Annotated in this window: 19 protein-coding genes; 8 read left to right on the top strand and 11 right to left on the bottom strand. The window is 67.5% G+C overall.

Annotated features, from left to right (window positions below):
* Window positions 1-17: 17 nt before the first annotated feature.
* The 6 genes from QNO08_RS04955 to QNO08_RS04930 form a co-directional block, all read right to left on the bottom strand.
* Window positions 18-500, bottom strand: coding sequence for an RDD family protein (locus QNO08_RS04955; RefSeq protein ID WP_229967336.1), 483 nt, complete (start codon window positions 498-500; stop codon window positions 18-20).
* Between the two features lie 61 nt (window positions 501-561).
* Window positions 562-1,395 (bottom strand): PP2C family protein-serine/threonine phosphatase, encoded by an 834-nt coding sequence (locus QNO08_RS04950; RefSeq protein WP_229967334.1) that lies wholly within the window; start codon window positions 1,393-1,395, stop codon window positions 562-564.
* A gap of 158 nt (window positions 1,396-1,553) precedes the next feature.
* Window positions 1,554-2,780, bottom strand: a complete 1,227-nt coding sequence (locus tag QNO08_RS04945) for an adenylate/guanylate cyclase domain-containing protein (protein WP_229967332.1) — start codon at window positions 2,778-2,780, stop codon at window positions 1,554-1,556.
* A complete protein-coding gene (locus QNO08_RS04940) occupies window positions 2,773-3,348 on the bottom strand; it encodes a PH domain-containing protein (protein ID WP_229967330.1) in 576 nt (191 codons plus the stop codon). Before QNO08_RS04940 ends, QNO08_RS04945 begins: the two co-directional genes overlap by 8 nt.
* Window positions 3,345-4,229, bottom strand: a complete 885-nt coding sequence (locus QNO08_RS04935) for a biotin--[acetyl-CoA-carboxylase] ligase (RefSeq protein WP_229967328.1) — start codon at window positions 4,227-4,229, stop codon at window positions 3,345-3,347. Before QNO08_RS04935 ends, QNO08_RS04940 begins: the two co-directional genes overlap by 4 nt.
* 90 nt (window positions 4,230-4,319) lie before the next feature.
* Window positions 4,320-5,168: an SDR family oxidoreductase gene (locus QNO08_RS04930; protein WP_229967326.1), complete on the bottom strand. Its 849-nt coding sequence runs from the start codon at window positions 5,166-5,168 to the stop codon at window positions 4,320-4,322.
* 539 nt (window positions 5,169-5,707) lie between these two features.
* On the opposite strand from QNO08_RS04930, the gene QNO08_RS04925 reads away from it, so the two are divergent.
* The 5 genes from QNO08_RS04925 (at window position 5,708) to QNO08_RS04905 (ending at window position 11,936) form a co-directional block, all read left to right on the top strand.
* Window positions 5,708-7,303, top strand: a complete 1,596-nt coding sequence (locus QNO08_RS04925; RefSeq protein ID WP_229967324.1) for an acyl-CoA carboxylase subunit beta — start codon at window positions 5,708-5,710, stop codon at window positions 7,301-7,303.
* On the top strand, window positions 7,300-7,560 hold the full coding sequence (locus tag QNO08_RS04920) for an acyl-CoA carboxylase subunit epsilon (protein WP_229967322.1): 261 nt from the start codon (window positions 7,300-7,302) through the stop codon (window positions 7,558-7,560). Before QNO08_RS04925 ends, QNO08_RS04920 begins: the two co-directional genes overlap by 4 nt.
* Window positions 7,561-7,725: 165 nt before the next feature.
* Complete coding sequence (locus QNO08_RS04915) at window positions 7,726-9,420, top strand: DUF885 domain-containing protein (protein ID WP_229967568.1); 1,695 nt, start codon at window positions 7,726-7,728, stop codon at window positions 9,418-9,420.
* A gap of 180 nt (window positions 9,421-9,600) precedes the next feature.
* Window positions 9,601-11,142 carry a dicarboxylate/amino acid:cation symporter gene (locus QNO08_RS04910; protein WP_229967320.1) on the top strand — a complete coding sequence of 514 codons (1,542 nt, stop codon included), beginning with the start codon at window positions 9,601-9,603 and terminating at the stop codon, window positions 11,140-11,142.
* Between the two features lie 158 nt (window positions 11,143-11,300).
* Complete coding sequence (locus tag QNO08_RS04905) at window positions 11,301-11,936, top strand: Maf family protein (protein ID WP_229967318.1); 636 nt, start codon at window positions 11,301-11,303, stop codon at window positions 11,934-11,936.
* A gap of 483 nt (window positions 11,937-12,419) precedes the next feature.
* Here the strand turns inward: QNO08_RS04905 and QNO08_RS04900 are convergent, their stop codons facing one another.
* On the bottom strand, window positions 12,420-13,352 hold the full coding sequence (locus QNO08_RS04900; RefSeq protein ID WP_229967316.1) for a PDDEXK family nuclease: 933 nt from the start codon (window positions 13,350-13,352) through the stop codon (window positions 12,420-12,422).
* A gap of 285 nt (window positions 13,353-13,637) precedes the next feature.
* Here QNO08_RS04900 and QNO08_RS04895 point away from each other — a divergent pair, with 285 nt between their 5' ends.
* The gene (locus tag QNO08_RS04895; RefSeq protein WP_229967314.1) at window positions 13,638-15,476 is read left to right on the top strand and encodes an acetyl/propionyl/methylcrotonyl-CoA carboxylase subunit alpha; all 1,839 of its coding nucleotides are present in this window, start codon (window positions 13,638-13,640) and stop codon (window positions 15,474-15,476) included.
* Between the two features lie 70 nt (window positions 15,477-15,546).
* Here QNO08_RS04895 and QNO08_RS04890 read toward each other — a convergent pair whose 3' ends face one another.
* Together QNO08_RS04890 and QNO08_RS04885 are read right to left on the bottom strand one after the other, a co-directional pair.
* Entirely contained in the window at window positions 15,547-16,962 is a 1,416-nt protein-coding gene (locus QNO08_RS04890) for an MFS transporter (protein WP_229967312.1), read from the bottom strand.
* Window positions 16,963-18,215: 1,253 nt separating this feature from the next.
* Window positions 18,216-19,619, bottom strand: coding sequence for an NAD(P)H-quinone dehydrogenase (locus tag QNO08_RS04885; protein WP_229967310.1), 1,404 nt, complete (start codon window positions 19,617-19,619; stop codon window positions 18,216-18,218).
* Between the two features lie 131 nt (window positions 19,620-19,750).
* Here QNO08_RS04885 and QNO08_RS04880 point away from each other — a divergent pair, with 131 nt between their 5' ends.
* Both QNO08_RS04880 and QNO08_RS04875 read left to right on the top strand, forming a co-directional pair.
* A complete protein-coding gene (locus QNO08_RS04880; RefSeq protein WP_229967308.1) occupies window positions 19,751-20,551 on the top strand; it encodes a purine-nucleoside phosphorylase in 801 nt (266 codons plus the stop codon).
* A gap of 42 nt (window positions 20,552-20,593) precedes the next feature.
* Entirely contained in the window at window positions 20,594-22,354 is a 1,761-nt protein-coding gene (locus tag QNO08_RS04875; protein WP_229967307.1) for a phospho-sugar mutase, read from the top strand.
* A 94-nt stretch (window positions 22,355-22,448) separates the two neighbouring features.
* Here the strand turns inward: QNO08_RS04875 and QNO08_RS04870 are convergent, their stop codons facing one another.
* Both QNO08_RS04870 and QNO08_RS04865 read right to left on the bottom strand, forming a co-directional pair.
* Window positions 22,449-24,101: a putative bifunctional diguanylate cyclase/phosphodiesterase gene (locus tag QNO08_RS04870; RefSeq protein WP_331461789.1), complete on the bottom strand. Its 1,653-nt coding sequence runs from the start codon at window positions 24,099-24,101 to the stop codon at window positions 22,449-22,451.
* 22 nt (window positions 24,102-24,123) lie between these two features.
* Entirely contained in the window at window positions 24,124-24,588 is a 465-nt protein-coding gene (locus tag QNO08_RS04865; protein ID WP_229967305.1) for a SpoIIAA family protein, read from the bottom strand.
* Window positions 24,589-24,667: the final 79 nt, after the last annotated feature.

Raw genomic sequence — 24,667 nt, 5'->3', positions numbered from 1 at the left:
AGCCGGTTGCCGCCGGCCTAGCCCGGGATCCAGCCGGGTCCGTCGGCGGGCGCGGCCGGCCGCAGCCCGCCCGTGGCCAGCGGGTTCCGGCCCGCCCTGACATCCACCACCAGGGTGTGTGCCGCCTTGTCGTGCCAGCCCTGGCGCCGGTCATTGGCATCCCAGACGCTGGAGACCAGCAGCACCGGCGGGCCGACCACGGTGGCTGCCGACAGGCCCAGCAGCATCCCGCGCAGGAAAATGCCGAGCAGCCCGGGTGAATGTCCGGCTTCGTCGGTGGTGCGGATGCCCAGGGCCAGGTTGCCCGGCGTCTTGCCGCTGCCGGCTTCCCACCACCACAGCCACACACAGTAGGCGACGGCAACGGAGGCCGCAGCCGGGACCCAGCGCCCGCTGCCAAGCAGCGCCGCTCCGGTGAGCAGGACCGGGGCAGCGTCGATGACCTTGGCCGCCAGCCGCTGCCGGGCCGTTGCGTTGACCACGTGGGGATGGGCTGCCATGCCGGCCTGTCCTAGCGGAAGCTGACGCGGCGTCTACCGGCCGGGGCCGCCGGTGCCACGGTCACGACTCGGTGTTTCCCGCGGCAGGTTGGGGATCCGCTCCGCCGGGAAGGGTCACGGCCGCCGGGACGCTGCGCTCGACGGAACCTTCGACGTCGATCACCAGGACGGTGATGTTGTCGCGGCCGCCGGACCGCAGCGCTGCCTGCACCATGGAAGCGCAGGCGTCCTGCGGATTGCTGACGGAGGCCAGGATCTGCTGCAGCTGCCCGTCGCTCACCTCGCCAGTCAGGCCGTCGGAGCACACCAGCAGGCGGTCGCCGGGTTCCACCGGGATCAGCCAGTAGTCGGCATCCGTATCACTGCCCGTGCCCAGCGCCCGGGTAACCACGTGGCGGCGCGGATGGACCAGGGCTTCATCCGGCGTAATTTGGCCCATGTCCACCAGTTCCTGGACCTCGCTGTGATCCACGGTGATCTGCTCCAGCAGCCCGTTGGTCAGCCGGTAGGTCCGGGAATCCCCCACATTGAAAACCAGCCAGCAGGGTTTGCCCGCGTCCCGGACGAGGACGGCGCCGGTCAGCGTGGTGCCGGCACGGCCATCTGTCGCTTCCCGGATCCTGGCATCGGCTTCGCGGAGCAGCTTCTGGACTTCGGCGGCGGCGACCTCGGGCAGATGCTCGCCGACAAACGGCGCCTCGCCCAGGGTGCGGACGCAAATGCTGCTCGCCACTTCGCCTGCTTCGTGGCCTCCCATGCCGTCGGCGACGGCGAAGATCGGGTCCGCGGCGATCAGCGAATCCTCGTTCTGGTCCCGGCGCAGTCCGCGGTCAGAGGCATAGCCAAAGACTGCACGGAGTTCCAAGCCCGGGGATGTCGTTTCGTCGAAGTTCATTCACGCCCTATCCGGAAGCTGTCCGCTGTGGTGGTCCACAGTAGTGACACATATTACGCATTCTTATGCTTACCCTAGCGGAATGCTCGGGCCCGCCGCCCGAAGCGCTCCGGCAAGCGTCCGTGCCGCTGCACCGGGCAGGCAGGTAGTCCGGCCGGTCAATCGAGAATCAGTCCCGACCCGGTGCCGCGGGCGAGGGTCACGGGGTGGATTTCGCCGAATCCGCGCACGTTGCGGGGCTGATGCGGGATCAGCACAAACCGGTCGTTGTTCCGCAGGGCTGCGGCGGTCGAGGCGTCCGTCAGGACGGTGCCGGGTTCAGCGAGCGAGGTCAGCCGGGAGGCCAGATTGACGGTGGGCCCGTAGATGTCGCCCAGCCGGGAGAGCACCCGCCCCCAGACCAGGGACACGCGCGCCGCCGGCAGCAGGTCGTCCTCCGTGAAGGCCTTGGCCAGGGCCAGCGAGATTTCCGCCCCGGCTTCCGGTGTTTCCGCGTTGAACAGCACCTCGTCGCCGATGGTCTTCACCAGCCGGCCGCCGCCCACGGAGATGATCTCGGCGCACTTGTGCTCAAAGCGCTGGACCATGTGGGCCAGGGTTTTCTCATTCATCTGCCGCGACAGGGAGGTGTAGGACACCAGATCGGCAAAGCCGACGGCGCGGGCCAGGGGCAGCGGGTTGTCGTCGGACGCGGAGCCGTCATGGCTGGCCAGACCGGCTTCGGCGCGCAGCGCCAACCGCTGCACGGCTGAGTTCATCTGCCGTTTCCAGGCGTACACCAGCGTCTTTTCCAGCGGTTCGATCAGGGCCGGAAGTGCTGCCACCAGCGCCTTGCGGGCCTCGGCGTCGGGAATTCCGCGCTGGACCACCATTTCCTCGACCAGCGCTTCAATCTGCCAGACCACCATGCGGTCGGTCATCTGGCCGATCGAGCGCATGATCGAGATGGCGGCTTCCTCGGTCAGCTGCTCGTCGCGGACCAGTTCGATCACGGTGGTCAGCGCCTCGCGGTCCTGCTCGGTGAAGAACACCGCGTCGTCGTCGAGGTTGGGAAATCCCATCGCCCGCCAGAGCTTGCGGGCCGAGAGCAGGGACACGCCCGCTTCGGCGGCAGCTTCGCGCCGCTTGAGGGTACGCGGGCCGCCGATCAGCTGGGCCTCCAGCTTGCGCACGTCCTCGCGGTCGATGGCGGCGGAACCGGCATCGGCCGGTGCGCCGGTGGAACCGGAGCCCGCGCGCCCGGAACCGGCACGCCCGTTCCCGGTGTTGGCGTCGGCGTCGGAGTTGGCGTCGGCGGCTCGGGGCCGGGGAGGAACGGCTGGCATGGACAGGGTCATCGGCTCGGGATCCGCTGCCGGTTCGGCGTCGCGGCCTTCCTCACTCATTGCCCCTCCCTTCGTAGTCGTAGTCCCCATCTCCTTCCATATCTACACCATCGAACATGGCGGTCATCGGCAACTGGTCTATGGCGGCCAACACGATGGCCTTGAACTTGTGGACCTCGGGCACGTGTTCGTAGTGCACCACCCGGTCATAGCCAACGTCCACCGCCAGCGTCCCGGAACGCTGCATCCGCTCCGTAACGGTCTGCCAGGCCTCGAGCTGAAAGACCGAGGCCAGCGGCAATTCGCGTTCCCGCCGGCGCAGCACTCCCTGCCGGTGGATGAGGCGCCGGTTGGTGACGATGTACCGTGCAAACGCCCACCGCAGCACCGGCGGCAGGCAGAACCGCGCCAGCAGCACCAGGGAAACGACGACGACGGCGGGCTGCAGGTATCCGCGCCAATCCGCCACCTGCCCGGGCAGGGAATCACGGTCCAGATAGCCGTAACCGAACCCGGCGGCAGCGCACACCAGGACGGCCAGGACAACGGGCCAGACCAGCTGGCGGGCATGCGGCCTGCTGGCCACGATAATCCGCTCCCCCGGCGCGAGTTTCAGCCTGATGTTCACGCCTGCACGGCGCGCAGGTGCACCACGTCGCCGGCGACGACCGCATGCCGCTCGCCGAGTTCGTCCACCAGGACCAGCGAACCGTATGAGTCGAGGGCCACGGCTCGTCCCGTGAGGGATTTTCCGCCGGGCAGGTCTGCGCGGACCTCCTGGCCCAGGGTCGCCATCCGGGCACTGATCTTCTCGACCAGCGAGGTGCCGTCGGCCCACGCCCGGGAGGCATCGCCGTCGACCGCGCAAAAGTCCCGGTACTTGGCAGCCAGCTCGCGCAGATAATCCTCAAGGAGAATGTTGCGGTCGGTGGTGGAGGAGTACTCCATCAGCAGCGACGTGGCCGTGGGAACCGGCAGATCCTCGTCGGTCAGGGAGACGTTCATGCCCGCGCCCACGACGACGGCGGGTGGGGCGCCGCTGGAATCCATCACCAGCTGGGCCAGGACGCCGGCGAGCTTGCGCCCATCGACCATGACGTCGTTCGGCCACTTCAGGCGGGCCTCGACGCCGGTGCGGGCGGCGACGGATTCCGACAAGGCCAGGGCAGCCAGCAGCGACAACCAGCCGTAGGACTGGGTGGGCAGCGGCCGGCCGGCGGCATTGACCGGCCGGAGCAGGACGCTGACGAACAGCGACGAGCGCGGCGGGGCAACCCAGGTCCGGCCCAGCCGTCCCTTGCCGGCGGTCTGCATCTCGGCGGTCAGGACGGTCAGGTCCGGAGCATCTGCCGGGCGAAGCCGCGCCTGGTCAGCCAGATCGGTGTTGGTGGAGCCGGTTTCGGCCACGACATCCAGCCGGGGCAGGGGTCCCTGCGGCGCCACGAGCGCGGCTCGGAGACGCTCCTGGTCAAGCCCTGGTCTTTCCATGCTGGAGTAACGCGAATGCATGCTTCCGATCTTACGCGGGGTGCACGACATTCCTGCCTGCCGGCGCCGCCGGCCGGGTCCCGCGGCCCCGGCCAGCGCCCCTTGTCCTGCCTAGAGGAAGAAGTCCTGCATCAGCTTGTCCTCGGGCGCGCCAAGCGAGTAGGGACGGAAGTCAGTGATTCCCTCTTCACGCAGCACCTGCTCGTCGGTGTAGAAATTGCCGGTGGCCTCATGGCTGGGGCGTGTCAGGATGGCGTGTGCGGCGTCGGCCATGATGTCCGAATTGCGGGAGGCCGCCGCCATTTTCTCGCCGCCAAGGTTGCGGATGGCAGCGGTGTCGATGGCGGTGACCGGCCACAGCGAGTTCACGGCGACGCCGTCGTCCTTGAGTTCCGCGGCGAGTCCGAGCGTCGTCAGGGACATTCCGTACTTGGCCATCGTGTACGCCAGGTAGGACCCGGCCCACTTCGGATCCAGGTTCAGGGGCGGGGAAAGCGTGAGGATGTGTGGGTTCGCGGACTGGCGCAGGGCGTCCAGGGAGAACTTGGAGAGCATGAAGGTGCCGCGGACGTTGATGTCGGCCATCAGGTCGTAGCTCTTCATGGTGACGTCGTCGGTGTTCCGCAGGTCGATGGCGGAGGCATTGTTGACCACGATGTCGATGCCCCCGAAATGCGCCACGGTTTCCGCGACGGCCCGGGCGACGTCGTCGTCGTTGCGAACATCGCCGATGATCGGCAGGGCCTTGCCTCCGGCGGCCTCCAGCTGTTCGGCTGCCGTGTACACGGTGCCCTGCAGCTTGGGATGGGGCTCGGCGGTCTTGGCCATGATGGCGATGTTGGCGCCGTCGGCCGCAGCGCGCAGAGCGATGGCCAGGCCGATGCCGCGGCTGCCGCCGGACATCAGGATGGTGCGGCCGGCGAGCGAACGGGGTCCGGAATCAGGTGTGAGAGAAGTCATGGAAACAGGCTAATACATGTCCGCCGCTTATGTTACTGGTCAGTAACATCGGGCGTGCTCGGGGTTCTGCTGCCAGGGTTTGCTGCCATACCGGAATTCTGCTGCCGTTCCGGGATTCTCCTGCCGGTCCGGGAAATCCCTGCCGGTCCGCGGCGGCAGCAGATTCCCAAACCGGGCGATTCCTCCCGAAACGGCTTGAATCCGCCCATTGGATCACCGGGGCCGATCCTTCGTGCAGATAACGCAGCCAAAACCGCCCCGGCGACATCCTTCGTGCAGATAACGCAGTCAAAAGCGGCACATGGGCTGCCGGGACAACCTGATCTGCACGAGAGATTCCGCGGGAGGACCTGATCTGCACGAGAGATTGAACCGCACCCGATCCAAGCACCGACCAAGCACATCAGCACGAAATTGTAGGATCCCTACACCGGGACTACGCCGGCGCCCTCACTAGACTGGACAAGTCGCCGTACGCTTTGTGCCTTTCCTACTTAACGGCAGCGACCGCCCCATCCACTCAGCATTCCGGAGACCAGATGAGCATCGACCAGGACCTTGACCTGCAGACCACAGCCGGCAAGATCGCTGAGTACCGCCGCCGCCAGGCGCAGGCCGAGATGCCTTCCGGCCCGGCCGCCGTCGAGAAGCAGCATGCCCGCGGCAAGCACACCGCCCGCGAGCGCATCGAGATGCTCGTGGACGCCGGCTCCTTTGTCGAGCTGGACGCCCTGGCCGTGCACCGCTCCACCGCGTTCGGCATGGAAAAGAAGAAGCCGCTGGGCGACGGCCTGGTCTCCGGGTACGCCACCGTCGACGGCCGCCCGATCGCCGTCTACAGCCAGGACTTCTCCGTGTACGGCGGTTCCCTGAGCCAGGTCAACGGCGAGAAGATCGTCAAGGTCCAGGAACACGCCCTGCGCAACGGCTGCCCCGTCGTCGGCATCCTGGACGGCGGCGGCGCCCGCATCCAGGAGGGCGTGGCCTCGCTGGCCATGTTCGCCGACATCTTCCGCAACAACGTCCACGCCTCCGGAGTGGTCCCGCAGATCTCCCTGATCATGGGCCCGTCCGCCGGCGGCGCCGCCTACTCCCCCGCCCTGACCGACTATGTGGTGATGGTGGACAAGACCAGCCACATGTTCATCACCGGACCCGACGTCATCAAGACCGTCACCGGCGAGGACGTGGACATGGAAACCCTCGGCGGCGCCCGGCAGCACAACACCAACACCGGCACCTCCACGTACCTGGCCTCCGACGAGGAGGACGCCATCGAGTTCGTCCGCGAGCTCCTGGACTTCCTGCCTTCCAACAACCTGGCCGAGGCGCCGCTGGCCGCCTTCTCGCAGGAGATGGAACTGAACGACGGCGACCTCGCCCTGGACGAGCTCATTCCGGACTCCGCCAACCAGCCCTACGACATGCGCGCCGTCATTGAGCAGGTGCTCGACGACGGCCACTTCCTGGAGATGCAGGCCCTCTACGCGCCGAACATCATGATCGGCTACGGCCGGGTCGAGGGCCACACCGTGGGCATCGTCGCCAACCAGCCGATGCAGTTCGCCGGCACCCTGGACATCGCCGCCTCCGAGAAGGCCGCCCGCTTTGTCCGCAACTGCGACGCCTTCAACGTTCCCATCCTCACCTTCGTGGATGTTCCGGGCTTCCTGCCGGGCACCGACCAGGAATTCCAGGGCATCATCCGCCGCGGCGCCAAGCTGCTCTATGCCTACGCCGAGGCCACCGTGCCCAAGCTGACCGTGATCACCCGCAAGGCGTACGGCGGCGCGTACATCGTGATGGGCTCGAAGAAGCTCGGCGCGGACCTGAACCTGGCCTGGCCCACCGCGCAGATCGGCGTCATGGGCGCCCAGGGCGCGGTGAACATCCTCTACCGCGGCCAGCTCAAGGCAGCGGCCGACGCCGGGGAAAGCGTTGAGCAGGCACGCGCCGACTACATCGCGCAGTATGAAGAGGAACTGCTCAACCCCTACCAGGCCGCCCAGCTCGGCTACGTCGACGCCGTCGTCGCCCCCTCGGAAACCCGCCTGCAGCTGATCCGCGGGCTGCGCGCCCTGCGCGACAAGCGCGCTTCGCTGCCCGCCAAGAAGCACGGAAACATGCCGCTGTGACGGCCTGGGACCTGCCGGATCCGTGGAGCCGGACGCCGGAGCAGGCTGTGCCGCAGCCGCCGCTGTTTTCCGTCCTGGGCGGCAATCCGTCGGCCGAGGAGCTGGCGGCGCTGACCGCCGTCGTCATGGGGCTGAACGCCGACGGCGGTGCCCCGCGCACCACGCCGGAGTCCGCGCGCCGGACCTGGAACCGGCGGCGGATGCTGAGCCTGGCGCCCAAGCCCGGACCCGGCTCGTGGCGGCGCAGCTTCCGCTAGCGCCGGACCAGCCCCGGAACCCGAATCGGCACCCCAATCGGAACCGGAAAAGCGCAGGATAGGCCCCCGAGCCGCACATTACGTGCGGCCACCGGGAAAAGTTGGTGATGGCGGCGTTGCCGCTAGGCTACCCCTGTGACCCACGAGACTCCTTCATCAGATCCCATGCCCTTCGCCGGCGCGCAGAACCGCCAGCCGACCGCCATCGACGCCGTTGCCGATGCCTTCACCGAGACTCTGCTGCAGCTGGATCCGTCCCTCGCCACCTCCCTGGGCATCCCGGGGCATGAAACGGAGTATGCCGATTATTCCCCCGCCGGCCTGGAATCGGGAGCCGAGGCCATCCGGGAGACGCTGGAACGGCTGGACGGACTGCTGCCGGCCGACGACGTCGACCGCGTCACGCTCGATGCCATGCACGAGCGCCTGGGCCTGGAACTGGAAATCCACGAGTCCGGCTGGAACCTCTCGAACCTGAACAACATCGCCTCGCCCGCCCAGGAGATCCGCTCCATCTTCGACCTGATGCCCACCGAAACGGTGGAGGACTGGCAGCACATCTCCGGCCGGCTGCACAACGTTGCCGACGCCGTCTCGGGCTACATCTCTTCCCTGCGCGCCGGCAAGGAGCGCGGCCTGCTGCCGGCCCGCCGCCAGGTGAAGATCGTCATGGAACAGGCCGCCAAGTACGCCGAGGACGGCGGCTTTTTTGACGACTACGCCTCGAATGCGGCACTGCCCGACGGCGGCTCCCTCTCCGACAGCCTGAGCACCGAGCTGCGCGCCGGCGCCGAATCCGCCCGTGCCGCCTACCGCGGGCTGGCCGCGGTCCTGGAAAATGAACTGCTGCCCGTCGCTCCCGAGAAGGACGCCGTCGGCCGCGAACGCTACGCCCTGATGTCGCGCCGGTTCCTGGGTTCCGCGGTGAACCTGGAAGAGACCTACGCCTGGGGCGTTGAGGAACTGGACCGCATCATCGCCGAGCAGGAAGCCGTCGCCGAGCAGATCCGGCCCGGCGCCGGCGTCGAGGAGGCCATGGCGCTCCTGGACGAGGATTCGGAGCGGCAGCTGCACGGCACCGCCGAGCTGCAGGCCTGGATGCAGGGCCTGGCCGACCGCGCCGTCGCCGACCTGGCGGGCACCCACTTCGAGATCAACGGGCCGATGCGGCAGATCGAGTGCATGATCGCCCCCACCCAGGAAGGCGGCATCTACTACACCGGTCCCAGCGACGACTTCAGCCGCCCGGGCCGCATGTGGTGGTCGGTCCCCGCCGGCGAGGACACCTTCACCACATGGAAGGAAACCACCACCGTCTACCACGAGGGCGTCCCGGGCCACCATCTGCAGATTGCGACGGCGACGGCCGCCCGCGGGCTGCTGAACAACTGGCGCCGCAACATCTGCTGGGTCTCCGGGCACGGTGAAGGCTGGGCGCTGTACGCCGAGCGGCTGATGGACGAACTGGGCTACCTCAGCGATCCCGGGGACAAGATGGGCATGCTCGACGCCCAGCGCATGCGGGCCGCCCGCGTGGTCTTCGACATCGGCGTCCATCTGGAACTGGAGGTACCCGAACGCTGGGGCTCCGGCACCTGGACGGCCGAGAAGGGCTACGAATTCCTGCGGCAGAACATTGCCATCTCCGAGGGGCAGCTGAACTTCGAGTTCACCCGTTACCTGGGCTGGCCGGGACAGGCACCGGCCTACAAGCTGGGCCAGCGGCTCTGGGAGCAGATCCGGGACGAGGTCCGCAGCCGCGAGGGAGAGAACTTCGACCAGAAGGACTTCCACACCCGCGCCCTCGCCCTGGGGTCGGTCGGGCTGGACACGCTGCGCCGCGCCCTGCTGGACGCGTAGCGGCAGCTGCCCCGGCGACATTCCTCACACGCTTGACCGAGATAACCCCCGGATGCGGCAATACTGCGCCGCATTCCGGGGGTTTTGGCCTTTTACGGCGCAGAATACCCAGCAGGCTTTCCGTAACATTTCGCAATGGGCAATCTTCTCTGCTAAGCACCGGCGACTACTATCTTCAACGTGACTTCACAGACTTCCTCCCCCCAGACTTCCGCCGGCCGCAGGCTGCCCCGGTGGGTTACTTCCTTCGGACCGCAGATCATCGCCGCCCTGTTTGTGGGCCTGCTGCTGGGCCTGCTGGCCAAGGAGATGGGCCCGGTTGGCGAGGACGAGCCCAACTGGCTGACCACCACGCTGAACACCATCGGCACGAGCTACGTCTCGCTGCTGAAGGCCGCCGTGGTCCCCCTGATCTTCACCGCCGTCGTCAGCTCCATCGCCAACCTGCGCGAGGTCTCCAACGCCGCACGCCTGGCCTGGCAGACGCTGCTGTGGTTCGCGATCACCGCGCTGATTGCCGTGACGATCGGCATCCTGCTGGGCGTGATCCTGCAGCCCGGCGCCAATGCCGACGCCGCGCCGCCCGCCGACTATGAAGGCAGCACCGGCAGCTGGATGGGCTTCCTGACCGGCCTGATTCCGGCGAACTTCATGGGCCTGACCGCTTCTTCCACCGCCGTGGACCCGAGCACCGTCACCACCGCCCTGAACTTCAATGTCCTCCAGGTGCTCGTGATCGCGATCGCCGTCGGCATTGCCGCCCTGAAGGTGGGTGCGCCCGCCGCGCCGTTCCTGGCCCTGAACGCCTCCGCCCTGGCCGTCATCCAGAAGGTCCTCTGGTGGATCATCCGCCTGGCTCCGCTGGGCACCGTGGGCCTGATCGGCCGCGCCGTCGCCACCTACGGCTGGGACACCATCGGCTCGCTGGGCATGTTCGTGGTGGCCGTGTACGTCGGCCTGGCCCTGGTCCTCTTCGTGGTCTACCCCGTGCTGATCAAGGCCCACGGCCTGTCCGTGAAGCAGTGGTTCTCCGGCGCCTGGCCGGCCATCCAGCTCGGCTTCGTCTCGCGCTCCTCGGTGGGCACCCTGCCGCTGACGCAGCGCGTGACCGAGCGCAACATGGGCGTGCCGCGCGCCTACGCCTCCTTCGCTGTGCCGCTGGGTGCCACCACAAAAATGGACGGCTGCGCCTCGATCTACCCGGCGATTGCCGCGATCTTCGTGGCGCAGTTCTTCGGCATTGATCTGGGCTTCACCGACTACCTGCTGATTGCCCTGGTCTCGGTGCTCGGTTCGGCCGCCACGGCCGGCACCACCGGCGCCGTGGTCATGCTGACCCTGACGCTGTCCACGCTGGGTCTGCCTCTGGCCGGCGTCGGCCTGATGCTGGCCGTCGACCCCATCCTGGACATGGGCCGCACCGCCATCAACGTGGCCGGACAGACCGTGATCCCGACGATCGTCGCCAAGCGCAACGGCATGCTGGACACCGCAATGTACAACGCCAAGCGCAACGGCGATCCGTTCGCCGACGACTCCACCGAGGTCGAGGTCCCGGTGCTGGTTCCGGCCGGCGCTTCGGGTGTGGCCGCTTCGGGTGCCGCTGCGGGTGTCGCTGCTGCGGACGGAACGTCTGCTGCGGGCATCTCCCTGCCGGGTGCCGGGGCTGCGTGCGCAACCGGCCCGGCGCCGTCGTCGGCTTCCGCTGCCGACAAGCGCTGATCCATCGCTTCCAGAAGGCCGCTCCGGATATCCGGGGCGGCCTTCGTGCTGTCCCGGGGCTGTCTTCGGGCTGTCCCGGCCGCTTGCCGGGCCGGGCGGCGCTTACCGGGCCGGGCGGCGCTTACCGGGCCGGGCGGCCCGCCGACTAGGCTGGAGGGGTGACTGACCTGAACCTGATCCTTGCTTCCGCTTCCCCCGCCCGCACCAAGCTGCTGACCAACGCCGGCATTTCCCATTCCGTGCTCGTGTCCGACGTCGACGAAGACGCCGTCACCGCCCGCTACGGCCTGACCGACCCGCACGACACCGCCCTGCTGCTGGCCCGGGCGAAGGCCGAAGCCATTGCCGCACTGCCCGAGGCCGACGGCTCCCTGGTGATCGGCTGCGATTCCGTCTTCGAGTTCGACGGCGAAGCGCACGGCAAGCCCTGGGAGCCCGAGGTCGCCCGCGAACGCATCCGGCGGATGAGCGGCAACATGGGCGTGCTGCACACCGGCCACTGGCTGGTCGATTGCCGCGACACCGACGACGACGGCGGTTCGGGTGCGACGCTCGGCGCCGTCAGTTCCGCGTCGGTTTACTTTGCGAAGCTGACCGACGAGGAAATCGACGCGTACGTCGCCACCGGCGAGCCGCTGCAGGTGGCGGGTTCCTTCACCATCGATTCACTGGGCGGGGCGTTCATCGAGAAGGTCGACGGTGATCCGCACGCCGTGATCGGGCTGTCCGTGTCGATGCTTCGAGAGCTGCTCGCCAGCGCCGGCGTGAAGATCACTGACCTCTGGGACCGGTAGGCCCTTCCCGCCTCGGGTCGGTCCGGGCCGGGCACCGCGTCCGGGCACCGAGAGTGCAGATCTGGCGAATTAGCATCGTCCCCCGTGTGCCGAGAGTGCAACTCTGCAGGGTAAGACACGAGATTGCCCGCCATATCTGCGCTCTCCGAATCACGGCTTCAGCTGAAACCCGCCATAGCTGCACACTTACGGAGCCCCGCACACCTAGAGTGCAGCTCTGGCGGGTAACCGCCGACGCGGGTCGGACCGGGCGTCCGAGAGTGCAGATCTGGCGAATTAGCATCGTCCACCATGCGCCGAGAGTGCAGCTCTGCAGGGTAAGACACGAGATTGCCCGCCATATCTGCGCTCTCGAATCACGGCTCCAGCCGAAACCCGCCATAGCTGCACACTCACGGACCTCCGCACACCGAGAGTGCAGCTATGCAGGGTTAGCATCGTCCACGTACGGCGCTCGGCACTCGAGAGTGCAGCTCTGCACCCTCACGGTTGATACCCGCCCTGGACCAGCGCATGACGCACCTTCCCCACGACCCATGAGGGACCCTGCGCCATGTCATAGCTGTTCAGCTTGACCTGGCGCCAGCCCAGTTCAGCGGTGCGCGCGTCCCGCCCGTTGTCCCTGCTCTGTTGTCCGGGGTCCAGGTGATGCGCTCCGTCGTATTCGATGCAGGTGCGGTACTCCCGGCAGCCAAGGTCCACCCACACGGCGGGATTTCCAGCGGCGTCCGCAATCAACGTGTTCGGCGTAAATTCCGGCAATCCTGCCCTGTGAAGCTCGAGCCGCACCCTCGTCTCCTGCGGTGAATCCACGCCGACCCGCATCAGTTCGATCGCAGACCGAAGGTTGCGCAGTCCCCGGGCTCCCGCTTTGGCCTCTGCATAGGGCCGGAGATCCTTCAGGGGCACCTGCGCAATCCGCCGCGTTCCAAAGTTCCGATGGTGTTCACTGATCATCCAATCTCCCATGACGACCAGATCATCTGTTGGCAGCTGGGCGGCGAGATCAAGCAGGGTCCGGGGCAGAGAGGTCACAGGCAGCGACGACACCATGGTCAACTCCCCCGGATCCAGCTCCAAGCGATGCCCAGCGACGTATTTGCGGCGAGGCATGGCAAGCCCCCGGTCCCGGCTGAGGTGAATAACCGGTTCCTGTTGCAGGCCGTATGGCAGCGGGATTCCGTGCAGCCGCGCCGCGGTGACATGGGAGAAAAACACCCCTGGCAACAACTCCGCATATGGCCGGCAGCGTTCCACCAGTTCCAGGTCCGCTCCTCGTCGCACCCGAATCTCCCGGCTCGGTGTCAGCAGATCCTGCGCCCGGAGCCTTGACCGGGAAAGGCCCAGACTCCGGGCCTGCGCGATTGTGAAGGACTGATCCGTCAGGTCTTCGGGAAGCGGCAGAGGACGGCGCATACTCCATTACTTAACAGTCCTGCCGTCCCTCGTCCCTGTTATCCACAACAGCGGCTTTTCTCCACAGACGACGCTTCCGCCTTGCACAGCCAGCGCGGACGACGACGGCGGCCTCGCTTGAACGCGGGCCCCGCCCAACGAAGCCCACGCCACCCTCACACACGCCACCCTTGTAGGGTCCCCACAACGAAACGCCCCGTACCACGCAGAAACAGCACGCATTATGGCCGGAAACCACAAAACCGCGCTAGGCTCCGAAGAGATCAAAAGGAGCCAGTGCATTCAATGAGCCAGTTCAACCCCGCGCCCGCCGGCGATCCACAGAACACCAAGAGCATCACGAAAGTCCTGATCGCCAACCGCGGCGAAATCGCCGTCCGCGTCATCCGGGCCGCCCGCGACGAAGGCCTGGCCTCCGTCGCCGTCTACGCCGATCCGGACCGTGACGCCCTGCATGTCCGCCTCGCCGACGAGGCCTACTCGCTGGGCGGCAGCACCGCTGCGGAGTCCTACCTGGACATGGGCAAGATCCTCGACGCCGCCCGCAAGTCCGGCGCCGACGCCATCCACCCCGGCTACGGCTTCCTCTCCGAGAACGCCGAGTTTGCCCAGCGCGTCATCGACGCCGGCCTCACCTGGATCGGCCCCTCCCCGCACGCCATTTCCCAGCTCGGCGACAAGGTCCAGGCCCGCCACATCGCGGCCAAGGTCGGCGCCCCGCTGGTTCCCGGCACCGCCGATCCGGTGAAGAACGCCCAGGAAGTCCTGGACTTCGCCGACGCGCACGGCCTGCCGCTGGCCATCAAGGCTGCCTTCGGCGGCGGCGGCCGCGGCATCAAGGTCGCCCGCACCCGCTCGGAAATTCCGGAGATGTTCGACTCCGCCGTCCGCGAGGCCACAGCCGCCTTCGGCCGCGGCGAGTGCTTCATCGAGCGCTTCCTGGATGCCCCGCGGCACGTCGAGACCCAGTGCCTCGCCGACGCGCACGGCAACGTCGTCGTCGTCTCCACCCGCGACTGCTCGCTGCAGCGCCGCAACCAGAAGCTTGTGGAGGAGGCTCCGGCGCCGTTCCTCACGGAGGACCAGAACCAGCGTCTGTACGCCGCGTCCAAGGCCATCCTGCGCGAGGCCGGCTATCAGGGCGCCGGCACGTGCGAGTTCCTGGTCGGCACCGACGGCACCATCTCCTTCCTGGAGGTCAACACCCGGCTGCAGGTCGAGCATCCCGTGTCAGAGGAAGTGACCGGCCTGGACCTGGTCCGCGAGCAGTTCCGGCTGGCCCGCGGCGAGGAGCTCGGCTACGGCGATCCGGAGATCCGCGGCCACTCGATCGAGTTCCGCATCAACGGCGAAGATCCGGGGCGCAGCTTCATGCCCGCTCCCGGCACGGTCAGCACCTTCAAGCTGCCCTCCGGTCCCGGCATCCGCGTCGATTCCGGCATCGAGGCCGGCGAAACCGTGGGCGGGAACTTCGATTCCATGCTCGCGAAGCTGATCGTCACCGGCGCCACCCGCGAACAGGCGCTGCAGCGCGCCCGCCGCGCCCTGGCCGAAATGGAAATCACCGGCATGCCCACGGTGCTGCCGTTCCACGCCGCGGTCGTCGCGCACCCCGATTTCGCCCCCGCGGCCGGCCCGTTCAAGGTCCACACCCGCTGGATCGAGACCCAGTTCATCAACAAGATCCCGGCCTGGTCCGGCGAACAGGGCTCACGGCACGACGACGACGGCGGCGCCCGCCAGCGCGTCACCGTCGAGGTGGGCGGCAAGCGGCTCGACGTCGTGCTGCCGGCCGGTCTCGGCGGCGCCGGCATCGGGTCCAACGGAGCCGGCGGCCGGACTGCCGGCGCCAACGGGAAGACCCGCAAGTCCTCCCGCACCCGCGGCGGGACCAATCCGGCAGCCACCGGCGATGACCTGACGTCCCCGATGCAGGGCACCATCGTGAAGGTGGCCGTGCAGGAAGGTGCTGTGGTCGCCGAGGGCGATCTCGTCGTCGTACTCGAAGCCATGAAAATGGAGCAGCCGCTCACCGCGCACAAGGCCGGCACCGTGTCCGGACTCAGCGCCGTTCCCGGCGCGACGGTTTCCGCCGGCGCCGCGATTTGTTCGATCCTGGACTAGCGTACGACGCAGCAACGCCAAAACGGCCCGGCCCCCCTGCATGGGGACCGGGCCGTTGGCGTCTGGAAGCTTAGTTGCTGGAGTGGTTGGTGTAGTCGACGTCCTTGGTGTCCTTGGTGACGTACAGCGCGATCAGCGTCAGCACCGCCATCGCGGACAGGTAGATGCCCACCAGCCACGGGCTGCCGTCGGCGGCCTGCCACAGCGCCACCGCGATGAACGGGGCCACGGCCGCGCCCAGGATCGAGGAGACGTTGTAGGCGATCGCCGAGCCGGTGTAGCGCACGTTGGTCGGGAACAGCTCCGGCAGCATGGCGCCCATCGGCCCGAAGGTCAGGCCCATCAGGGTGAAGCCCAGGATCAGCAGGGCCATGACGCCCGCGGTGCCGCCGCCGAGCAGCGGAGAGAACGTGAAGCCGAAGAGGAAGATGCCGGTGGTAACCACCAGCAGCGTCTTGCGGCGGCCGAACTTCTCGGCCAGCGGGCCGGAGACGAGCGTGAAGATACCGAAGAACACGACACCGATGATGAGCATGATCAGGAAGTCGTTGCGGGCATAGCCCAGGCCGGCGGCGAACGTTTCCGGGTCGAAGGCCTTACCTGTCTTCTCGGCGGCGGCACGGGCAGCTTCCTCGCTCTTGGCGGCGGTGCCGTAGGAGAGCGTGAAGGTGGTCATCAGGTAGAACAGCACGTAGGTGGCCAGCATGATGAACGTGCCGGCAATCATCTGGCGCCAGCTGTACTTGAACGCGCGGCTCAGCGGCATCTTGCTCACTTCACCGGAATCGACGACCTTCTGGAAGGCCGGGGTCTCCACCAGTTTCAGCCGGACATACAGGCCGATGATCACCATGACGGCGCTGGCCAGGAACGGAATGCGCCAGCCCCAGGAATCGAACTGCTCGTTGGTGAGCTGGAAGCTAAGCAGCAGGAACAGGCCGTTGGCCAAGATGAAGCCGATCGGCGCGCCCAGCTGCGGGAAGGTTCCCCAGATGGCGCGCTTGTTGGCCGGCGCGTTTTCCGTTGCCAGCAGCGCCGCACCCGACCATTCCCCGCCGAGGGCCAGGCCCTGGGCGAAGCGCAGGACCACCAGCAGTGCCGGACCCAGGATGGTCCAGCCCGGCGTCAGGGCCGTGGGGAGGCAACCGATCAGGAAGGTTGCGATTCCCATGGTCAGCAGCGAGGCCACCAGGGTTCCCTTGCGGCCGACCTTGTCGCCGAAGTGCCCGAACACGATCGAGCCCAGCGGGCGGGCAATGAAGGCCACGCCGAAGACGGCGAAGGAGCTCAGCAGTGCCGTGACGCCCTCGGCGTTCGGAAAGAACAGCCGCGGAAACACGAGGACTGCGGCGGTGGCGTAGACGTAGAAGTCGTAGAACTCGATGGACGTGCCAACGAGGCTGGCAATAATCACCCGGCCCTTCGAGTTTGTCTTGGCCGGCGCCGGTGCCGGCGTGGGCTCCGTGGAGGGATTCTTAGTAGACATTGGCAGTCTTTCGCAGGTGGAAGTGAGGTTCTCGATAATGGTAGGGGCGCCATCCCACCATCCGGACATTGTGTCCAGCATGTGGACAGGCCTCTCGATTCCCCGCAACCAACGGCCGACGACGGCGGGGCCTTGCGCAGCTGCGCCCGGCCGGCCTGCGCCTGCGCCTGCCTGTCGGGTTCTTGTGCCTGAATCTGCGGGTCGATCTGGGCGCTCGGGCATCTATCGTGCAGATAACGGTGTCTCCCGGTCCTCGCCCGAATCTCTCGTGCAGATGACGGGATCAAACGGGCTGATTCCGTCCCCTAGAGCCCCTGATCTGCACGAAGGATCCGTCCAGGCCCCTGATCTGCACTATGGATCCGCCCAAGGCCCCTGATCTGCACGAAGGATCCGCCGAAGGCCCTAGATCTGCACGAAGGATCCGCCGAAGGCCCCTCGCGCGTACAAAACGCCATCCCTCGTACAGATAATGCGCTCTCCCGGTCCTCGTCCGAATCTCTCGTGCAGATAATGCTCCATAAATGGCTCAACTCAATGAAAGGAGGCCCTGATCTGCACGAGAGATTCCGTCTGAGTGCATTATCTGCACGAAGGATGCTCACTACCGCTGCGGGACCCCGGCCACACGCGCCCACCTACCGAATGCGCAGCCCGTGCCTCCCGTCTGGCACGGAGTGGTGAGATCAGCCGGTCCGCTCCCCCGGCCCGGGTGCCTACAGGCACCCAGAGTGCAGCTATGGCGGGTATCAGCGCGCTCCGGTCGACCACACGAACTCGAGAGCGCAGCTATGGCGGGTATCAGCGCGCGTATGTCGCCAGATCTGCGCTCTCGAGGCACTCAAGTCGCCAGAGCTGCGCTCTCGATAAGTCCAAGTCGCCAGACCTGCACACTCGAGGGTCTTTTGCTCGGCGGGACTCCCCAGATGGTCGATGGTGAAGGACGTGGCACTTCAAGCCGCCCAGCGCCAGGCATGATCCCCTTGCCGCACGGTCTCAGCCACGAGGAGCCCCACATTCGGCCCGTGGGAAGGGCAGGAGTGCCGCCCTCGCCCCGCTGAAGGGGCCTTAGCTCCACCCTCGGGGGGGGGGCGAACCCTCAAACCGCCCGAGAGACCCCGAAACGGCCCGAGAGAGCCAGAAAGAGGCCACAAAAAGCCCGCACCCGGAGCGGAACGCCAGACAAGCAGCATTCCGCCCCGGACGCGGGCCGGATGAAGGAATCCGGGCAAGCGGCCCGGGAGAAGCAAAACCTACATATGCACGTGCAGGCGGCGGGCGGCCTCGGAAATCGAACCGGTCAACGACGGGTACACGGTGAACGTGTTCGCCAGGTCATCGACGTGCAGCTTCTGCGTCACGGCAATGGCGATCGGGAAGATCAGCTCCGAGGCGCGCGGCCCCACCACGACGCCGCCGATCACGGTGCCGGAGCCCTTGCGCGAAATGATCTTCACGAAGCCCTCCTTGATCTCCATCATCTTGGCGCGCGCGTTGGTGTGCAGCGAGAGCTTGATGACGTCGCCCTGGTAGCGGCCGTCGGCGATGTCCTGCTCGGTCACCCCCACCGACGCGATTTCCGGCGAGGTGAAGATGTTCGAGGCGACGTTCTTGAGCTTCAGCGGCTTCACGCCGTCGCCCATCAGGTGCGCAATCGCGATCCGGCCCTGCATGGCGGCCACCGAGGCCAGGTTGAAGACTCCGGTGCAGTCGCCCGCGGCGTACACGCTCGGGGCGGTGGTGCGGGAGACGCCGTCGACCCTGATCTGGCCGCGCTCGTCGAGCGCCACCCCTGCCTCCTCCAGCCCGATGTCCGCAGTGTTGGGGATCGCGCCCACCGCCACGAGGCAGTGGCTGCCCTCAACGATGCGGCCGTCCTCGAGCGTCACCAGCACGCCGTCGCCGGTGTTCTTCACGCTTTCGGCCCGCGAGCGGTTCAGCACCGTCATGCCGCGGGCCTGGAACACGTCCTCCAGTACCACGGCGGCATCGGCGTCCTCGCCCGGCAGCACGCGGTCGCGGCTGGAGATCAGCGTGACCTTGGTGCCCAGGCCGTTGTAGGCGGAGGCAAACTCGGCGCCGGTGACGCCGGACCCGATCACGATCAGGTGTTCGGGGATTTCGGTGAGGTTGTACACCTGCTTCCAGGTGAAGATGCGTTCGCCGTCGGGCATCGAGGTCTCGAGTTCGCGCGGGCGGGCGCCCACCGAAATCAGCAGGGCTTCGGCCTCAATCGTCTCGGTGCCGTTTTGCGTGACGACCTCGATGGTCTTGTGGTCCAGCAGCCGGCCCTCGCCGATTTTCACCTTCACGCCGACCCGCTCGAGGGTGCGGCGGATGTCGTTGGACTGTTCCTTGGCCAGGGCCAGGAGCCGGTTGTTGACCATCTTCAGGTCGGCAACGGCGGGCTGGCCGTTGTCGCCGAAGTCCACGCCCAGCGATGAGGCGGAGGAGAAGCGGGTCATCACGTCGGCGGTGGCAATCAGGGTCTTGGAGGGAACGACGTCGGTCAGCACGGCTGACCCGCCCATCCCGTCGCGTTCCACGATGGTGACGTCGGCACCGAGGGACGCGGCCACCATTGCGGCTTCGTATCCTCCGGGGCCGCCGCCGAGGATGGCAATCTTGCGGGCAGTAAAATCAAGTTGGGTCGTCACAGTTGTCCATTCTGTCCCATCCCTGCCCGCTGCTCAAACGGCGGCCCAAACGCCGGGGCAGCAGCCCCGCCCAGACCTCCGGGAGCCGGCATGCTCCTGCAGAGCGGGCGAACTCGCGGTAGGTTGGATTAGTGAACAACGATCCCTTTGAATTAGCCCAGCAGGCCGCCAAGTACATTGCCGAGAAAACCGGTGTGCCCAGCCATGACATTGCCCTGGTCCTCGGCAGCGGCTGGGGCGAGGCCGCCGACCTGATCGGCGAGACCACAGCCACCCTGAACGCCAGCGACATCCCCGGCTTCTCCGCCCCCGCGGTGCAGGGCCATGTGGGCACCATCCGCTCCGTGCTGACGACCTCGGGCAAGCGCGCCCTGGTCCTGGGCGCCCGGACGCATTACTACGAGGGCAAGGGCGTGCGCGCCGTCGTCCACGGCGTGCGCACCGCAGCGGCGGCCGGCGCCAAGGTCATGGTCCTGACCAACGGCTGCGGCGGGCTGAACCCGGACTGGAAGCCGGGCACCCCGGTGCTGATCAGCGACCACCTGAACCTCACGGCCGCGTCGCCGCTGGAAGGTGCCACGTTTGTGGACCTCACCGACCTGTACTCCTCCCGCCTGCGGGACCTGGCCCGCACCGTGGACCCGACCCTGGATGAAGGCGTTTACGCGCAGTTCACCGGCCCGCACTACGAAACCCCGGCCGAGGTCCGCTACGCCAAGACCATCGGCGCGGACCTGGTGGGCATGTCCACCGCGCTGGAGGCCATCGCCGCCCGGCATGCCGGAATGGAGGTGTTCGGCATTTCCCTGGTGACCAACCTGGCCGCCGGCATCAGCGCCGAGCCGCTGAGCCACGCCGAGGTCCTGGAGTCCGGAGCCGCAGCAGGCCCCCGGATCTCCCGCCTGCTGGCTGACATCATCGGCAAGCTCTAGCCAGCTGCCGCTCCCCCTATCTTCGATTCGTAGGTACTACCCATGACGCTGAACCCCACCGAGCTTGATGAGCTCGTGACCACCGCCCAGAGCTGGGCCGATGAAGACCCCGACCCGGCCACCGCCGCTGAACTGCGGGCACTGATCGCTTCGGCGCAGTCCGAAGGCGCCACGGCCGCCGCTGCCGAGGCAGAGCTGGAAGACCGCTTCACCGGCACGCTGGAGTTCGGCACGGCCGGCCTGCGGGCCGCGCTCGGCGCCGGTCCGCGCCGGATGAACCGCGTGGTGGTCCGCCGCACCGCGGCCGGCATCGCCTCTTTCCTGCAGGACACTTCCGGCGACAAGTACACCCCCAGCGCCGTCATCGGCTACGACGCCCGGCACAAGTCCCGGGCCTTCGCACTGGAGACCGCTGCGGTCTTCAGCGCCGCGGGCATCGAGACCTTCCTGCTTCCCTGCACGCTCCCGACGCCGGTGCTTGCCTATGCGGTCCGCGCACTGGACACCGACGCCGGCGTGATGGTCACCGCCAGCCACAATCCGGCCGCGGACAACGGCTACAAGGTCTATCTGGGCGGGCGCACGGTGAAGGGCCCGGGCAAGGGCGCGCAGATCGTCGCCCCGTACGACGCCGAGATCGCCGCGCGCATCGACTACACCGTGCCGCTGGCCAGCATCGACACGGCGCCGGAGGGCTGGACGGACGTTTCCGAATCCATCGTCGCCGACTACATCAACGCGGTGGGCCGGCTGGCGGCGCGCGACCACCTGCCGGAGCGCGACCTGAAGATTGTCCTCACCTCGCTGCACGGCGTGGGCGGGGACACCATGAAGTCGGTGCTGAAGGATGCCGGCTTCCGCAAGGTCATTCCGGTGGCGGCGCAGGCGAAGCCGGATCCGGACTTCCCCACCGTCGCCTTCCCCAACCCGGAGGAACCCGGCGCGCTGGATCTGGCGCTGGAGACCGCCGTCGAGCACGACGCCGATCTCGTCATCGCCAACGATCCCGACGCCGACCGCGTGGCGGTGGCCGCGAAGAATCCGGCCGACGGACAGTGGCGGATGCTGCGCGGCGATGAAGTCGGCGCGCTGCTGGGCCGGCATTTGGCCCGCCGCATCGGGTCCGGGCACTGGAAGGTCCGCGGCGAGAAGGCCAAGACCGGCATCGTGTTCGCCAACTCGATCGTGTCCTCCCGGCTGCTCGCCCGGGTTGCCGAAGCCGCCGGTTTCGCGCATGTGGAAACCCTCACCGGCTTCAAGTGGATTTCCCGCGTGCCGCACCTGACCTACGGCTATGAAGAAGCGCTGGGTTACTGCGTGGCTCCGGGCCTGGTCCGCGACAAGGACGGCATTTCCGCCGGCCTGCTGGTGGCCGAGATGGCCGCCACGCTGAAGGCCGGCGGGCGCACCCTCTTTGACGAACTCGACGACCTGGCGGTGCAGCACGGCCTGCACCTGACGGACCAGCTCTCCGTCCGGGTCTCCGATCTGGGGTTGCTGGGCGAAATGATGGCCCGGCTGCGCTCGGAGCCGCCGGTGTCCTTCGGCGGCTCCGCGGTGCAGAGCGCCGTGGACCTGTCCCAGGGCAGCGGCGAGCTGCCGCCCACGGACGGGCTGAAGTACCTGACCCGGGACAACACCCGGGTGATCATCCGCCCCTCGGGCACCGAGCCGAAGCTCAAGTGCTACCTCGAGGTCATTGTTCCGGTGGACTCCGCTGCCGATCTGCCCGCCGCACGCGAGCAGGGACGCGCCCGCCTCGATGCGGTGCTCGCCGATGTGAACGCGGCGCTGGGCCTGTAAGCCCGAACCCCGGTGAACGGGGATTGAACGCCGATTGAACGCCGATCAGGACCGGTTCCCCGCGGAGCCGGTCCTGATCTGTCTGCGGATGCTGTTACGAGGGCAGGGCTGCGCCGCTGTCCGGCAGCGCTGCGCCGGTGTCCGGCAGGACGACGGCGGCCTCCGGAAGAACGACGGCGGCCTCGGGCAGGGTGCGCCCCTCCCGCAGCAGCGTGGCCACCTGCTCGGCGGGAAGCGGCCGGCTGAAGTAGTAGCCCTGCCCGCTGCAGCACCCCATTTTGTGCAGCTGCTTGGCCTGTGCCGCGGTTTCGATGCCCTCAAACACTGCTTCCATGCCGGCGGCGCGGATCAGGTTGTGCACGGCGGCCACGAACCGCAGCTGGCCGTCGTCGTCGTCAATGTCTTCAATCAGCGACCTGTCCACCTTCACCGTGTCCACCGGCAGCCGGCGCAGGTAGCTGATGGAGGAATAGCCGGTGCCGAAGTCGTCGATCTCCAGCCCGACGCCCAGCGCCTGCAGGGACTTCAGCGAGTAGGTTTCCACCTCTCCCCCGGCGATAAACGCGCTTTCGGTGATTTCCAGGATCAACGACGACGCCGGCATTCCGGTCTCGCGCAGCGCCCGGCGCACGTAGTCCACCAGGTCCATGCTCTGCAGCTCGGACGCTGCCAGGTTGACCCGTACCTGGAACTGGTCCTCCGGGCGCAGCAGGGCGCACCAGCCGGCCAGCTGCTCAAGGGCGGTTCGCAGCACCCAGCGGCCGATGCCCACAATCAGTCCGGTGTCCTCGGCCAGCGGAATGAAGGAGTCGGGCATGATCAGGCCGCGGGTGGGATGATGCCAGCGCACCAGGGCCTCCACGCCCTGCAGCTTGCCGGTTTCCAGCTCCACCACCGGCTGGTAGACCAGCTGCAGCTCTCCGCGGGTGACGGCGTGCCGCAGTTCACCGGCCAGATCCCGGCGCAGCTGCCGGCTGTACAGCATCACCGGTTCGAAGAACTTGATCCGCTGGTGCACGTCGTCCTTGGCCGCGTACATGGCGGTGTCGGCCCGCAGCAGGATGTCGCTGCCGGCTTCATCGGGCACAGCCAGGTGGATGCCGATGCTGGCGCGGGGCCAGACATCCAGATCGTCCAGCTGGATCCGCAGTTTCAGGGCCTCCATGATCCTGGTGGCCGCGTTGCGGGACTGCTGCGCCGTTGAAACGGGCAGCAGCACGGCGAATTCGTCACCGCCCAAGCGGGCGACGGCGCTCTCGGCTCCCGCCGCCCCGACCAGGCGGGTGGCAATCTTCATCAGGACGAGGTCGCCGGCATGATGACCGAAACTGTCATTGATGTCCTTGAACCCGTCCAGGTCGATCATCAGCACTGCCGGCCCCAGGCCGCCCTCGGGGCGGGCCTGAACCGCGTTGTCGAGCGCCTGGCGGAGCGAGGACCGGTTCCCCACGCCGGTGAGGGGATCGGTCATGGCCATGTGCTGCATTTGTTCGTGGGCTTCGCGCAGCTCCTGGGTGCGGGTTTCCACGCGATCCTCGAAGTCGGCGTAGACCTCGCTCAGTTCGCCGGCGAGCAGGTTGATGCCGGTGATGACCGCGTCCACCTGGTCCCGCGCCTTCGACGTCGGAATGTAGGTGCTCAGGTCTCCGGACGCCATCCGGATGATGCCCTCGACCACCTGGCTCAGCCGGTCGTCGTCGAGCTCCGGGTGGGGCTCAGGCGCTGGATCAGGCGCTGGATCAGGCACTGCGGAGGACCGGGCAGAAGGGTCAGGCAACAGCATGCTTTCTCTTCAGCCAGGCCAGGGCCTCCGCTTCGGTGGAGAAATACCGGGTGGGGCAGGGCTGGACGTTGCCGCCCAGCAGGAAGTTGGCGATCACCCGGTCCACGGGCGAGACGCCAAGTACGGCTACGGCTTCAAGTGACCCGGCGTTGCCGAAGACGGTACGCGCGCCTCGGGTCAGTGCTTCAACGCCGGTCAGGACCAGGAGCATCGGTATCTTGTTGGAACCGGCCAAGCGGTCCACTTCTTCGGCTGCCGTTGCGGCCATGGCCCCGGTGACCACTCCTCCGGGCGGCAGCGTCAGGACAAGGTGGCCTTCCGGTGCGACGACGACGTCCGGTGCGGCTGCGGGGTTGATCTCGAGAAGGTCACCGGTATCTGGGGCCGCATTAAAGCTTTCCGGCTCTCTGGAGGTGGATATATCGCTTTCCTTATAGTCCTGCTGTGTCATGCTTCCCCCCGGTAGCGTCACGACTTTCTGCGCACTGACTCCGCCGTGTCGTTCCGCGCCGATCTCAGAATTTACTTAT

Origin of the sequence: Arthrobacter sp. zg-Y820 (assembly GCF_030142155.1) — a bacterium.
Taxonomy (GTDB): Bacteria; Actinomycetota; Actinomycetes; order Actinomycetales; family Micrococcaceae; genus Arthrobacter_B.
Note: the sequence above shows the minus strand (reverse complement) of the source record. Positions and strands in the feature narration are given on the sequence as shown.